Here is a 13,347-nt window from a genome sequence, read left to right on the forward strand (position 1 = left end):
CAAGTGTTCCTAAAATTCAGAAATAGTTTATACGTTAAAAAGCAACGAAGGAAAGGGCTTATGCAGCTTCTTTCTGATCGCGCAGAGCAGCCAGAGTACGAACCAGTTTGCCGGCAGCGGCTTCTTTCATGGTTGCCATCAGGCGTGCGATTGCTTCTTCGTAAGTTGGGAGAGTTGCCAGACGATCGATATCTTTCGCTTGGATTAACTCACCTTCAAAGGCCGCAGCTTTAATCTCAAATGCTGGATTCGCTTTCGCGAACTCTTTGAACAGACGAGCAGCAGCGCCCGGATGTTCGTTAGAGAAAGCAATTAAGGTTGGACCAACAAACGCGTCTTTCAGTACATCATAAGAAGTACCTTCAACAGCACGGCGGATCAGTGTATTACGAACAACACGGATATAAACGCCAGCTTCGCGACCTGCTTTACGCAGTTCAGTCATTTTTGCTACAGTTACGCCGCGTGAATCAGCAACAACTGCAGAAAGCGCGCCTTTGGCTACTTCGCTGACTTCAGCAACAATCGCTTGTTTGTCTTGAAGATTTAGTGCCATTAGCTTCTTGCTCCTGGATTAACCGGGAAACCCCCGGGACTCACATCACTCAGACACAACATGTGTTTGAGCGCTAAAACACGGTGAGCAGAATCCAGAATAAAATTCTAGGTATCTCTGTCACCGTCTACGCAGGCAAATTAAGTAGCTATTAATAACTAATAAACTACACCTGCGGTCTTGGACGGGGTCTGGAAAGGCCAGACTCCATACCGAAATTCGTGGTTTGTTGAGCATATTTCTATACCCAACAAACTCAAGGCGTCAAATTCTATACAAAATTGACGCAAAGGTAAAGCCTAATTACCAATTAGCCAAAGCTATGGAAATTAAACTGTCGCTGATAAACCAGCTTGGTCAACAGCAACACCTGCACCCATCGTCGTAGACAGGCTAACTTTCTTGATGAAAACACCTTTAGCTGAAGCTGGTTTTGCTTTTTTCAGAGCAACCAACAGAGCTTCTAAGTTTTCTTTCAGTTTGTCAGCATCGAAATCAACTTTACCGATAGTGGTGTGGATGATTCCGTTTTTGTCATTACGGTAACGAACCTGACCTGCTTTAGCATTGTTAACTGCTTCAGCAACGTTTGGTGTTACAGTACCAACTTTCGGGTTTGGCATCAGACCACGTGGGCCTAAAACTTGACCTAATTGGCCAACAACGCGCATTGCATCTGGAGATGCGATAACAACGTCGAAGTCCATTTCACCAGCTTTGATTTTATCAGCCAGATCTTCCATACCAACCAGTTCAGCACCTGCAGCTTTAGCAGCTTCAGCGTTTGCGCCCTGTGCAAATACAGCAACGCGAACTGAACGGCCAGTACCGTGTGGCAGTACAGTAGCACCGCGAACGTTTTGGTCAGATTTACGAGCATCGATGCCCAGGTTGATAGCTACGTCAACGCTTTCTACGAATTTAGCAGTTGCTAATTCTTTCAGCAGTGCAACGGCTTCGTTGATGTCGTACTGTTTAGTTGCATCAACTTTCTCACGGATATTGCGCATGCGCTTAGTCAGTTTAGCCATTGTCTTAGTCCTCCACTACCAGGCCCATGGAACGAGCAGTACCTTCGATTGAACGCATCATTGCGTCAATATCAGCACCAGTCATGTCCGCAGCTTTAGTTTCAGCGATTTCGCGAATCTGAGCAGAGGTCACTTTACCAACTTTGTCTTTGTTAGGCTTGCCTGAACCAGACTTAACGCCAGCTGCTTTTTTCAGCAGAACTGCTGCAGGTGGAGTTTTGGTAACGAAAGTGAAAGAACGGTCTGCATAAACAGTAATAACAACAGGAATTGGTAAACCTTTTTCTAGGCTGTCTGTTTTTGCGTTGAACGCTTTACAGAATTCCATGATGTTAACACCTTGTTGACCCAGAGCTGGACCAACTGGTGGACTTGGGTTCGCCATACCAGCTGCAACTTGCAGCTTAACGTAGGCTTGAACTTTCTTAGCCATGATATTTCCTCTAGATGGGTGATAGCGCCTTACGATTTGCAAGGCTCCCCGTTACATTAAACATGCCCCGCCCTATATTAAGCCAGTTAAGAGGCTAAATTGGCAAAGCATAAAAACAAAAGGCGCGAAATTGTAGTCAAATTTCACGCCTTTTGCAAGTCAGTTTTGTCGTTTAGATTAGGCTTTTTCGACTTGGCCAAAATCCAATTCGACTGGAGTTGCACGACCAAAGATAGAAACAGAGACTTTTAAGCGGCTCTTTTCATAATCGATTTCTTCAACAACACCGTTAAAGTCAGCAAATGGACCTTCACTAACGCGAACCATTTCACCAGGTTCAAACAGTGTTTTCGGACGTGGCTTATCACCAACTTGTTGTAAGCGGTTCATGATCGCATCAACTTCTTTATCGCTAATAGGTGCAGGTCGATCTGACGTTCCACCAATGAACCCCATTACACGTGGTACACTACGTACTAAGTGCCAAGAGTCATCGTTCATGACCATTTGGACTAAGACATAGCCTGGGAAGAATTTACGTTCACTCTTACGGCGCTGACCGCTACGGATTTCAACAACCTCTTCTGTTGGAACCATAACTTCGCCAAAAGAATCTTCCATAGCATGTAATTTGATATGTTCACGTAAAGACTGTGCTACGCGACCTTCAAAACCAGAGAATGCCTGAATGACATACCAGCGCTTTTTAGGTGAATCGGACATTTAGAATAACCTCAGGCTTGTAATAAATGAAACTAAACGCACCAGGATACCATCTAATCCCCACAGTATTAATGACATAACCGCCGTTACTGCGGCAACAATCAATGTAGTTTGTAATGTTTCCTGGCGAGTAGGCCAAATGACTTTTCTCATCTCAATGCGAGCTTCGCGCGCAAACGCCAGTGTTGCTTTACCTTTTGCAGTCCATAAAGCGACAGCACCCGCAATAGCGACAACAGCCACGACCGCAAAAGCACGCAGGGCGAGATTATATTGACGGAAGTAATAGTTGCCGACAATAGCAATTATTAATAGGGCACAGACAATTACCCATTTGAAGATGTCTGCACTGCGTCCACTTCCTTGAGCTTCGCTATTCGCACTCATAATTCAACCTGTTACCATGAAGTATGTACAAAGCCAGCTTGTTTACAAAGGTAAAACAAGCAAGCCAAACCAATAGAATATGCCAACATATCCCCCAAATACTACCAACTCAACCTGTAGCACCTGATAAGGATATCAATAACATCACCTGCGAGTTAAAGGCGATTAGCCTTGTTTAATGGAGTTAAATTAGCGCTATTGGTTCTGCAAATACGACTAAATGCAGTCACATTCTATTTCGCAAGTACTATTTGTTGGCCAGTACTATCCATTTCACAAGTGCTATCCATTCCGCAGGAATTTCAGCATGCTCAGCAAATTTTTCAACCACACCAATAGGAAAATAACCTTCTTTTTTGTGGCAGCGGTAAAATATACCATATCTTCTGAGCAAAACCTTAATAAATCTCATATAACTGCGTAAAGTAAACAACGCAGTTACCAATTTATTGTTTCAAATCGTTGTTTCAGAGCCTATCTCACCAATAATTATATAAACGATTGATGAGATAGGTTCTTAATTTTGCAACGTATAAAAAGGACGTCTAATAGACGCCCTTTTTTACTAAAGTAGTTCTTTCTTATTCAGAAAGAGCGGTATTATGCAATGATTTTTGCAACAACACCCGCACCTACAGTACGGCCACCTTCACGGATTGCGAAACGTAAACCGTCGTCCATCGCGATTGGGTGGATCAGGGTAACGATCATGTTGATGTTATCACCAGGCATTACCATTTCTACGCCTTCTGGCAGTTCGATAGTACCTGTTACGTCAGTTGTACGGAAGTAGAACTGTGGACGGTAACCTTTGAAGAATGGAGTATGACGACCACCTTCATCTTTGCTCAGAATATAAACTTCTGATTCGAACTGAGTATGTGGTTTGATTGAACCTGGTTTAGCCAATACTTGACCACGTTGAATTTCTTCACGTTTTGTACCACGTAACAGAACACCAACGTTCTCACCTGCACGACCTTCGTCAAGCAGTTTACGGAACATTTCAACACCAGTACAGGTAGTTTTTACAGTGTCTTGGATACCAACGATTTCAACTTCTTCACCAACTTTGATGATACCACGCTCAACACGGCCTGTTACTACTGTACCACGACCTGAGATTGAGAATACGTCTTCGATTGGCAGCAGGAATGGCTTGTCAATTGCACGCTCTGGCTCTGGGATGTAAGAATCCAAGTAACCTGCTAATTCAACAATTTTCGCTTCCCACTCTGGGTTGCCTTCCAGCGCTTTCAGAGCTGAACCACGAACAACTGGAGTGTCGTCGCCTGGGAAATCGTATTGAGACAGAAGTTCACGAACTTCCATTTCAACTAATTCTAACAGCTCTTCGTCGTCTACCATGTCACATTTGTTCAGGAAAACGATGATGTATGGAACACCAACCTGACGACCTAACAGGATGTGCTCACGAGTTTGTGGCATTGGGCCATCTGTCGCAGCAACAACCAGGATTGCACCGTCCATCTGAGCAGCACCAGTGATCATGTTTTTAACATAGTCGGCGTGTCCTGGGCAGTCTACGTGTGCGTAGTGGCGAGTTGGAGTATCGTACTCTACGTGAGAAGTAGAGATGGTGATACCACGCGCTTTTTCTTCTGGTGCGTTATCGATTTGATCGAATGCACGCGCTGCGCCGCCGTAAGTTTTAGCCAGAACAGTAGTGATAGCTGCTGTCAGAGTAGTTTTACCATGGTCAACGTGGCCGATAGTACCAACGTTAACGTGCGGTTTTGAACGTTCAAATTTTTCTTTAGACACGACTCTATTCCTTATGGAGTTCCCTCTTCACTATAAAGAAGGAACTTAAATTAAAGTAGTTAATCGATAAAAAACCGATTATTTAGCGTTACGAGCTTCGATAACAGCTTGTGCAACGTTGTTTGGTGCTTCATTGTACTTCAGGAACTCCATAGAGTATGAAGCACGACCTTGTGTCTGAGAACGCAGGTCAGTAGCATAACCGAACATTTCCGACAATGGTACTTGTGCACGAACGACTTTACCAGTAGGTAGGTCATCCATACCTTCAATCATACCACGACGACGGTTCAGGTCACCAATAACATCACCCATGTAGTCTTCTGGTGTTTCCACTTCGACTTTCATGATTGGCTCAAGCAGAACTGGTTTAGCTTTTTTGAAGCCATCTTTAAACGCGATTGATGCCGCAAGTTTAAACGCCAATTCAGAGGAGTCAACATCATGGTAAGAACCGAAATGTAGACGAACACCCATGTTAACCACAGGATAACCCGCTAATGGGCCAGATTTCAGCTGCTCTTGGATACCTTTGTCAACCGCAGGGATGTATTCAGTAGGAATTACACCACCTTTGATTTCGTTGACAAATTCGTAGTCCATTGGAGCACCGTCTTTATCGTTTTTGTCCAGTGGGAACATATCGATAACGACATGACCATACTGACCACGACCACCAGACTGTTTAGCGTGTTTACCTTCGATATCAGTCACTTTAGCAGTGATTGCTTCGCGGTAAGCTACTTGAGGTTTACCAACGTTCGCTTCAACTTTAAATTCGCGACGCATACGGTCAACCAGAACGTCCAAGTGCAATTCACCCATACCAGCGATGATAGTCTGATTCGTCTCTTCATCACTTGATACGCGGAAAGATGGATCTTCTTGCGCCAAACGGCCCAATGCGATACCCATTTTTTCTTGGTCAGCTTTAGTTTTTGGTTCGATTGCAACAGAGATTACTGGCTCTGGGAATTCCATACGCTCTAGGATGATTGGTGCATCAATCGCACATAAAGTATCACCTGTAGTAACGTCTTTCAGACCGATAGCTGCCGCGATGTCACCAGCGCGAACTTCTTTAATCTCTTCACGTTTATTAGCGTGCATCTGTACGATACGGCCAAAACGCTCTTTTTTCGCTTTAACTGCGTTCAGTACTGTGTCACCTGAGTTAACAACACCAGAGTAAACACGGAAGAACGTCAAGTTACCCACGAATGGGTCAGTTGCAATTTTAAATGCTAATGATGAGAATGGCTCATCATCACTTGCGTGACGCTCAGCTGGAGTGTCTTTACCGTCGTCCAGAATACCATTGATCGCAGGTACATCTGTTGGCGCAGGTAAGTAATCGATAACTGCATCCAGCATCGCCTGAACACCTTTGTTCTTAAATGCAGAACCACAGGTAACCAGGATAATTTCACTTGCAAGAACACGTTGACGTAATGCAGCTTTAATTTCTGCTTCAGTCAGTTCTTCACCGCCCAGATATTTCTCCATCAGTTCTTCTGATGCTTCTGCTGCGGTTTCGATTAGGTTGTTGTGCCACTCTTCAGCTGCTTCTTGCATGTTCGCAGGGATATCTTCGTATTCGAAGGTAACGCCTTGGTCTTCATCGCTCCACTTGATTGCTTTCATTTTCAGCAAGTCAACAACACCAGTGAACGACTCTTCTGCGCCTACTGGTAATTGCAGTGGAACTGCGTTAGCTGCTAAACGTGTTTTTAATTGCTCAACAACACGTAAGAAGTTCGCACCCATACGGTCCATTTTGTTAACGAACGCAATACGTGGAACTTTATATTTGTTAGCCTGACGCCATACAGTTTCAGACTGTGGCTGAACACCACCAACCGCACAGTAAACCATTACTGCGCCATCAAGAACACGCATAGAACGTTCTACTTCGATGGTGAAGTCAACGTGTCCTGGGGTGTCGATGATGTTAACACGGTGTGGCTCATACTGTTTTGCCATACCAGACCAGAATGCAGTAGTCGCAGCAGATGTGATAGTAATACCACGCTCTTGCTCCTGCTCCATCCAGTCCATTGTTGCAGAACCTTCGTGAGTCTCACCAATTTTATGGTTTACACCAGTATAGAACAGAATACGTTCAGAAGTTGTGGTTTTACCGGCGTCGATGTGTGCACTGATACCGATATTACGATAACGTGCTATGGGCGTTTGACGGGCCATTTTTTCCTCTCTCGTGGGCGTTCATTTCTTCATATAAAGGGTAGCAAAGGCTACCCTGAGATACAGCACTAAGGTCGATAAAAAATTACCAACGGTAGTGTGCGAACGCCTTGTTAGCTTCTGCCATACGGTGAACGTCTTCACGTTTCTTAACAGCGGAACCTTTGTTCTCAGCAGCATCTGATAATTCGTTTGCCAGGCGCAGAGCCATAGATTTATCACCGCGTTTACGAGCAGCATCAACGATCCAACGCATTGCCAGGGCATTACGACGAACCGGGCGAACTTCAACTGGAACTTGGTAAGTTGAACCACCAACACGGCGGGATTTAACTTCCACAGTCGGACGCACGTTATCCAGTGCTAATTCGAATGCATCAAGTTCAGTTTTACCAGAACGCTGAGCAAGGGTCTCAAGTGCGTTATATACGATTGCTTCAGCAGTAGATTTTTTCCCGTCTACCATCAGGATATTTACAAATTTGGCCAGTAATTCTGATCCGAACTTAGGATCTGGAAGAATTTTACGTTGACCTATTACGCGACGACGTGGCATGGATATGACTCCGTTGTTAATTCAGGTTTGTCCAAAACTCTACGAGTTTATTTTGACATTAAGATTAAAAATGTTTGGCCTTACTTAACGGATATCCATTAAGCCTTAGGCTTTTTAGCGCCGTACTTAGAACGTGCTTGTTTGCGGTCTTTAACACCAGAACAGTCCAGTGCTCCGCGAACGGTGTGATAACGCACACCTGGCAAGTCTTTAACACGACCACCACGGATAAGAATTACGGAGTGTTCCTGCAAGTTGTGGCCTTCACCACCAATGTAGGAAGAAACTTCATAACCATTAGTTAAACGAACACGGCATACTTTACGTAATGCTGAGTTTGGTTTTTTAGGAGTAGTAGTATATACACGTGTACATACACCACGTTTTTGCGGGCAAGCTTCCAGTGCTGGAACGTTGCTTTTCACAACTTTCGAGCTACGGGATTTGCGTACCAGCTGATTAATAGTTGCCATTATTAAAAAAGCTCCTGGTTTTTTTGCTTCGTAAACACGGATTTCGACCTCGTTCGCCAACATGACGATACACGAGGACGCGAAATTTTATTGCTGACTGGCTCAGGTGTCAAGAAATATACAACTTTTAGTGCCTTTATATGGCAAAATGTTGTTTTTGGACTTCTGTTAGCTTCACAAAACCTTGATAAGTGATTACAGAAACTGCGTTTGAGAGGGAATTTTGTAACCCCCGCGCGTTGATGTCTACATCTAATGCATACAACTGAGCCCCTGTTTTTTGCAATGCATCAAGGTAAGGCGACTGCTGTACCGCGACAACCACGCCATCTTGCATCAGTAAAACTACGTCTTTATCAGTAATTAAACGTAACACTGCCGAAAAATCACAACTAAACGGAGATGTTGCTAATGTATACAGCATAGAAAAGATCCTATCATAGATCAAAAACCACACAAAAGATTAAAATCTAAGCACCACATCGCATTCCGCAATTTTCTTGCGAATCTCTTCAACGCCAAGGATCTTAGGCGGGACTACCCATTCATGATGTTCATCCAACCCTCTTTCTTGCATAGAAGCGCGGCAAAGATAAATATTTTCAATATCATACAGCGGTAAAATTTTAAACGTAGCGATGTAATCTCGGGCCAGAACTTTGCTAGGTTGTTGTTTTGCAAGAAGCTGAAAAATACCATCAGAAATAAAAAATACATTAATGTCTTCTGTCAGCGCTGAAGTCGCCAATAAGGCATCTAACCCTTCTCGGCCACTTGCATTTCCATGAGGCATAGTTGTAAAGACAAAGGCAATTTTTTTCACACAATACCTTAGTGTTGGGCTGTTCTTAGAATTGGACTGTTCTGTCTGTGGTCATCATAGCCTCAGCTAAGCTCCCTAAGCCGCTCATGATGAAGCCATTTGCAAGATTAGCGACGGGCAGCGTTAAATTTTGCGCTTGTTCTTGGTCAACGATACCCCGTCGTAATGCGGCAGAAACACAAATGTGCATTTCACACCCTGATTGCTCTGCCAGTTCCTGCCATGCTGCAACTAAATTAAATTCATCCGTTGCAGGCGAGGTCAACAAATTAGCATTGGTCACCCCTTCCCGATAAAAAAATAGGGTTTTCAATTGGTGCCCTTCTGCAAGAAGGGCTTTCGCAAATTGGAACGCACTTGTGGCTTGTTGCGTTCCATAAGCCGGACCAGTAACTAATAAACAGTAACTTAATGAATTTACGTGACTCATTCACCGCTCTTGAATTGACGAATATATAAATAAACTGTGTGTTTAGAAATATTCAGGCGATCAGCAACTTGGTTTATCGCGTCTTTGATATCGAAAATCCCTTTTTCATAAAGGTTAAGTACTACCTGCTTGTTTTTCGCATTATTCGAAACATTACGGTCATTACCGACTTCTTCGATAGTATATTCCAGTGTTTGTGCAACAAGATCGTCAACAGAAGATGCAAAGTTAACATCTGAAGTGACTTCTTGTTTTGTTTCTGGAACAAACGATTGAATAATTTCAGAGAATGGCACATCCAAGTTCATATTAATACATAGCAAGCCAATAACACGCTGCTTACGATTACGGATAGCAATAGTCACTGATTTCATTAAATCGCCACTTTTAGCTTTCGTAAAATAAGCCTTGGAAGCGTTGGATTCTTCATCTGCCATATCATGCAACATGCGCAGTGCGAGATCCGTTATCGGCGAGCCAATTTTACGACCAGTGTGTTGCCCATTCGCTATTCTCACTGCTGAACAGTTTAGGTCTTCCAAAGAATGAAGAACAATTTCGCAGTGCCCACCAATTAACATTGCTAAGCCATCAACCGCCGCTTCATATGATTTTAAGATTTCGTGGTCGGTCTCAGTAAACGGCTGGTTATCCAGTATATTGATATCGCTGAGGTCGTGTGACTGTAAAGAATCTGACATTTTCAACATCATCCTTCTAAATGTAAAAATTCATCCCGTTGACTAATAAGGCATTCATTATTCGACTAATTTACCTTAATTATACGACTTGTAATCAACAATTATGATGATAAAAAATAAAATAGAGTCTTGTGAAGTTAAAACTCCAAGACGTTGTCGTCAAGCGAATGAATGCAAGACAGTCTGTTTTATCACAAGTTTTAAACAATTTGAGAATTTTTTTACAGAAAATTCATCAAGGTTAGTCTCTTTCGTCACCACCATGGTGTGACGTATCGACAACTTACTCATTAACCGGGAGTACCTCGACTTAGCAAGATCTATAACAGAGTAAATTTAGTTTTTTCGTTATTCATATAAATGGGACTATTCGCGATAGTGATTTATTATTAATAATATATGTAAAACCAACTCATAATTATTAATTAAATAATAAAGGTATAATTATTTACAATTTTACTTAGCTGAAATAACATCAAAAACTCACCATTATAATTAAAAAGCAATTTCACTAAAAAATTTTATTAATTCGTAAGGTTTCTTATGCCAAAATACAAATCTATAGTTCTAACTATTTACTTTCTAATAGTTTCATTCAATGAAATATATGACTTATTACTGTTAATCACCGGCACTGTCACGGTGCACATTGATGAGCTGACCATCTATTCAATCAGTTTTACTTTACTGATTATGGCAATGCGCTCACTGCTACTTACCTCTGTGCTAAATTATTCATTACATATTAAATCCATAATTAAACGCATTTTTATGTTAGCCATTTCATTAATATTAATCGTTGATGTGATTAACCTTTTTGTTTTTTATTTATCAGATATTGACATTTCATATTTTACGCCTTTCCATATCATTAGAAACTCACCTAAAACATTTATATTTTTAACCGTATTATCTACTGTATTTTCTTTATTTTTAAATAAGGAGCTTTCATGGCAGGAAACAAAGATATCTTATAGATGCTAATGAGTCGCCATAGAGATAATTAAAATGCTTTATACAAAAAAAACCCAAGACCTGACGCCTTGGGCTCTTGAAACAAACTTTATTTGCGCTTATTTAGCCGCTGGTTTGATATCTAATAATTCAACATCAAAGACTAAAGTTGAGTTTGCAGGGATACCCGGAACGCCGTTTTCGCCATACGCTAAATCAGCAGGGATCACTAACTGCATTTTACCGCCTTTTTTCAGGTTAACTAGACCTTCAGTCCAGCCTTTAATGACTGAGTTTAAAGGAATAGTCAGTGGCTCATTACGTGTGTATGAGCTGTCAAATTCAGTACCATCAATCAGAGAACCTTTGTAGTGAACAACAACGGTTTCGTCTGCTTTAGGTTTTGCACCTGTACCTTCTTTTTCAATTTTGTACAGTAAGCCAGACTTAGTTTTTACTACGCCTTTTTCTTTCGCATATTTTTCGCGGTACTCAGCACCTTTTTTCTCATTGCTTGCTGATTCTTCTTTCATTTTTTTGTCGGCAGCTTCTTTGACTTGCCCTTCAAATTGACGCAGTGTTTCTTCAACCTCTGCATCCGTCATTTTGCTTTTGCCATTGAAAGCATCTTGAACACCCGCCAGTAATTGAGCGTTATCCAAGTTAATACCAATGGTTTTTTGTTCTTCTAAAGAATTCTGCATGTAGCGGCCTAATGAAGCACCTAATGCATACGCATTACGCTCTTCTGCGTTTTTGAATGCGCTGCTTTGTGCTTTGGCTTCCGCTGCCATCACCTGTGGAGCAGCGAAAGTAAATGCTAGCGTAGTTGCTAAAAGGCTTGCCTTAAACAGTGATTTCATCCTAATCTCCGATAACTTTTATTCGAGTATGTTCGAATAGCGAACTATTCGTTTTTATGTTTATTGATAATCAACTTTTAACTTTAGAAACTGATTACCAAATTAGTATAGAAAAAAATAAGAATTTCTTAGACTACATTAACAAAAAGAGGTTTCATCGCCTACATCTTTAACTAAAACTTATCTATGGATTTGTAATGTTCGGTTATTATGATGGTTTAATTATGACAAATACATCTAAGGAGAGTCGAAGATGGGCTCATCTGATACATTAGAACAACGTTTAGAACTTTTAGAAAGCAAAGTCGCCTTTCAAGAATTGGCGATTGAACAACTCAACCAAGTTATCACCGACCAACAAATGCAACTTAACCGTATGCAAGAGCATTTACGCATTGTGACGGAAAGGCTGAAATCTTCGCAAGATAGCCATTTAGCAAGGCCAGAAGAAGAAACACCCCCTCCTCATTATTAATGAGGCCACAAAAAAGGAAGCTTTCGCTTCCTTCTAATACTTAGCTATTGCTAGTTATTAATGGCAACCGCAGCCGCCTTGTTTGTGACCATGGCCTTCGCCACCGCCACAACAACCGCCTTCTGAGCCGTGGCTATGACCGCCACCGCCACAGCAACCACCTTCGTGGTCGTGGTCATGGTCGTGACCGCCTGCACCATGAACGTGCCCATGTGCAATTTCTTCTTCTGTTGCTTCACGAATAGCCATGACTTCAACATTAAATTTCAAGTTTTGGCCTGCTAACATGTGGTTACCATCAACGATAACTTCATCACCTTCAATACCGGTGATTTCAACAGGAACTGGGCCCATGTCAGTGTCAGCTAAGAAACGCATACCCACTTCTAGCTCATCAACGCCCATGAATACATCTTTAGGAACGCGTTGAACTAAGTTGTCATCGTATTGACCATATGCATCGTCTGAAGCAACTTCAACATCAAAGTTTTCACCGACAGCACGTCCTTCTAATGCTTTTTCTAGACCTGAAATTAAAGACCCACGGCCATGCAAATAGTCCATTGGCGCGCTTGCTGGGGACTCATCAACTAAAACACCGTCTTCTGTTCTTACTTGATAAGCCAAGCTGACCACCAAGTCTTTTGCTACTTTCATGACATCTCCTACTACCCATATGGGGAAAATTTTTCTGCCAATTGTACCGAAAAACTATAGTGATGTATTGAGAATTGACAAAATTCTCTCATTCAGGTGTAAAAATCCCTATAACTTGCTCTTTTTCCCTAATATGCCCAGTTGTTTCATCCCCTGCTTGACGCTGCTGATCGCCACAATTGACACATTCAACTACATCAATTTTATCTTCACGCCACATCATTAACGTGTCTTGTGACTTACATTTAGGGCAAATTGCACCTGCAATAAACCGTTTACGTGTTGACGACATGTT

General features: G+C 42.1%; 18 protein-coding genes. 1 reads left to right on the forward strand and 17 read right to left on the reverse strand.

Annotation, left to right across the window (positions count from 1 at the left end; all coding sequences use genetic code 11):
* Positions 1-58: 58 nt before the first annotated feature.
* The 15 genes from rplJ to fkpA all read right to left on the reverse strand — a co-directional run bounded on the left by rplJ (position 59) and on the right by fkpA (position 11,920).
* On the reverse strand, positions 59-556 hold the full coding sequence (gene rplJ, locus ACPEH5_RS08860; RefSeq protein WP_042849044.1) for a 50S ribosomal protein L10: 498 nt from the start codon (positions 554-556) through the stop codon (positions 59-61).
* A gap of 329 nt (positions 557-885) precedes the next feature.
* Entirely contained in the window at positions 886-1,587 is a 702-nt protein-coding gene (gene rplA, locus ACPEH5_RS08865) for a 50S ribosomal protein L1 (RefSeq protein WP_042849045.1), read from the reverse strand.
* A 4-nt stretch (positions 1,588-1,591) separates the two neighbouring features.
* A complete protein-coding gene (rplK, locus tag ACPEH5_RS08870; protein WP_042849046.1) occupies positions 1,592-2,020 on the reverse strand; it encodes a 50S ribosomal protein L11 in 429 nt (142 codons plus the stop codon).
* 177 nt (positions 2,021-2,197) lie between these two features.
* Positions 2,198-2,743, reverse strand: a complete 546-nt coding sequence (nusG, locus tag ACPEH5_RS08875; protein WP_004264378.1) for a transcription termination/antitermination protein NusG — start codon at positions 2,741-2,743, stop codon at positions 2,198-2,200.
* On the reverse strand, positions 2,744-3,130 hold the full coding sequence (gene secE / locus ACPEH5_RS08880) for a preprotein translocase subunit SecE (protein WP_042849047.1): 387 nt from the start codon (positions 3,128-3,130) through the stop codon (positions 2,744-2,746). It abuts the gene before it with no gap.
* Positions 3,131-3,377: 247 nt separating this feature from the next.
* Positions 3,378-3,563, reverse strand: a complete 186-nt coding sequence (locus tag ACPEH5_RS08885; RefSeq protein ID WP_129467292.1) for a hypothetical protein — start codon at positions 3,561-3,563, stop codon at positions 3,378-3,380.
* 167 nt (positions 3,564-3,730) lie between these two features.
* Complete coding sequence (gene tuf, locus ACPEH5_RS08890) at positions 3,731-4,915, reverse strand: elongation factor Tu (protein WP_166686806.1); 1,185 nt, start codon at positions 4,913-4,915, stop codon at positions 3,731-3,733.
* Positions 4,916-4,993: 78 nt separating this feature from the next.
* Positions 4,994-7,120 (reverse strand): elongation factor G, encoded by a 2,127-nt coding sequence (gene fusA / locus ACPEH5_RS08895; protein WP_129466963.1) that lies wholly within the window; start codon positions 7,118-7,120, stop codon positions 4,994-4,996.
* An 85-nt stretch (positions 7,121-7,205) separates the two neighbouring features.
* Positions 7,206-7,676, reverse strand: a complete 471-nt coding sequence (rpsG, locus tag ACPEH5_RS08900; protein ID WP_004262486.1) for a 30S ribosomal protein S7 — start codon at positions 7,674-7,676, stop codon at positions 7,206-7,208.
* A 98-nt stretch (positions 7,677-7,774) separates the two neighbouring features.
* Positions 7,775-8,149 carry a 30S ribosomal protein S12 gene (gene rpsL, locus ACPEH5_RS08905; protein ID WP_004923923.1) on the reverse strand — a complete coding sequence of 125 codons (375 nt, stop codon included), beginning with the start codon at positions 8,147-8,149 and terminating at the stop codon, positions 7,775-7,777.
* Between the two features lie 136 nt (positions 8,150-8,285).
* Positions 8,286-8,573, reverse strand: coding sequence for a sulfurtransferase complex subunit TusB (gene tusB, locus ACPEH5_RS08910; RefSeq protein WP_042847582.1), 288 nt, complete (start codon positions 8,571-8,573; stop codon positions 8,286-8,288).
* 39 nt (positions 8,574-8,612) lie between these two features.
* Positions 8,613-8,942, reverse strand: a complete 330-nt coding sequence (gene tusC, locus ACPEH5_RS08915; RefSeq protein ID WP_208292484.1) for a sulfurtransferase complex subunit TusC — start codon at positions 8,940-8,942, stop codon at positions 8,613-8,615.
* A 55-nt stretch (positions 8,943-8,997) separates the two neighbouring features.
* On the reverse strand, positions 8,998-9,402 hold the full coding sequence (gene tusD, locus ACPEH5_RS08920) for a sulfurtransferase complex subunit TusD (protein ID WP_042847585.1): 405 nt from the start codon (positions 9,400-9,402) through the stop codon (positions 8,998-9,000).
* On the reverse strand, positions 9,399-10,103 hold the full coding sequence (locus tag ACPEH5_RS08925; RefSeq protein ID WP_042847586.1) for a helix-turn-helix transcriptional regulator: 705 nt from the start codon (positions 10,101-10,103) through the stop codon (positions 9,399-9,401). The genes tusD and ACPEH5_RS08925 overlap by 4 nt, the downstream gene beginning before the upstream one ends.
* A 1,073-nt stretch (positions 10,104-11,176) precedes the next feature.
* The gene (gene fkpA / locus ACPEH5_RS08930; protein WP_042847796.1) at positions 11,177-11,920 is read right to left on the reverse strand and encodes an FKBP-type peptidyl-prolyl cis-trans isomerase; all 744 of its coding nucleotides are present in this window, start codon (positions 11,918-11,920) and stop codon (positions 11,177-11,179) included.
* A 253-nt stretch (positions 11,921-12,173) separates the two neighbouring features.
* Between fkpA and ACPEH5_RS08935 the strand changes: the two genes are divergently transcribed.
* Positions 12,174-12,395, forward strand: a complete 222-nt coding sequence (locus ACPEH5_RS08935) for a SlyX family protein (protein ID WP_042847589.1) — start codon at positions 12,174-12,176, stop codon at positions 12,393-12,395.
* 57 nt (positions 12,396-12,452) lie between these two features.
* Here the strand turns inward: ACPEH5_RS08935 and slyD are convergent, their stop codons facing one another.
* Together slyD and ACPEH5_RS08945 are read right to left on the reverse strand one after the other, a co-directional pair.
* The gene (gene slyD, locus ACPEH5_RS08940) at positions 12,453-13,052 is read right to left on the reverse strand and encodes a peptidylprolyl isomerase (protein ID WP_042847590.1); all 600 of its coding nucleotides are present in this window, start codon (positions 13,050-13,052) and stop codon (positions 12,453-12,455) included.
* A gap of 88 nt (positions 13,053-13,140) precedes the next feature.
* Positions 13,141-13,344 carry a YheV family putative zinc ribbon protein gene (locus tag ACPEH5_RS08945; RefSeq protein ID WP_042847592.1) on the reverse strand — a complete coding sequence of 68 codons (204 nt, stop codon included), beginning with the start codon at positions 13,342-13,344 and terminating at the stop codon, positions 13,141-13,143.
* Between the last annotated feature and the right edge of the window lie 3 nt (positions 13,345-13,347).

It is taken from the genome of Providencia sp. NPDC089933, assembly GCF_049545585.1.
GTDB classification, from domain to species: domain Bacteria; phylum Pseudomonadota; class Gammaproteobacteria; order Enterobacterales; family Enterobacteriaceae; genus Providencia; species Providencia huashanensis.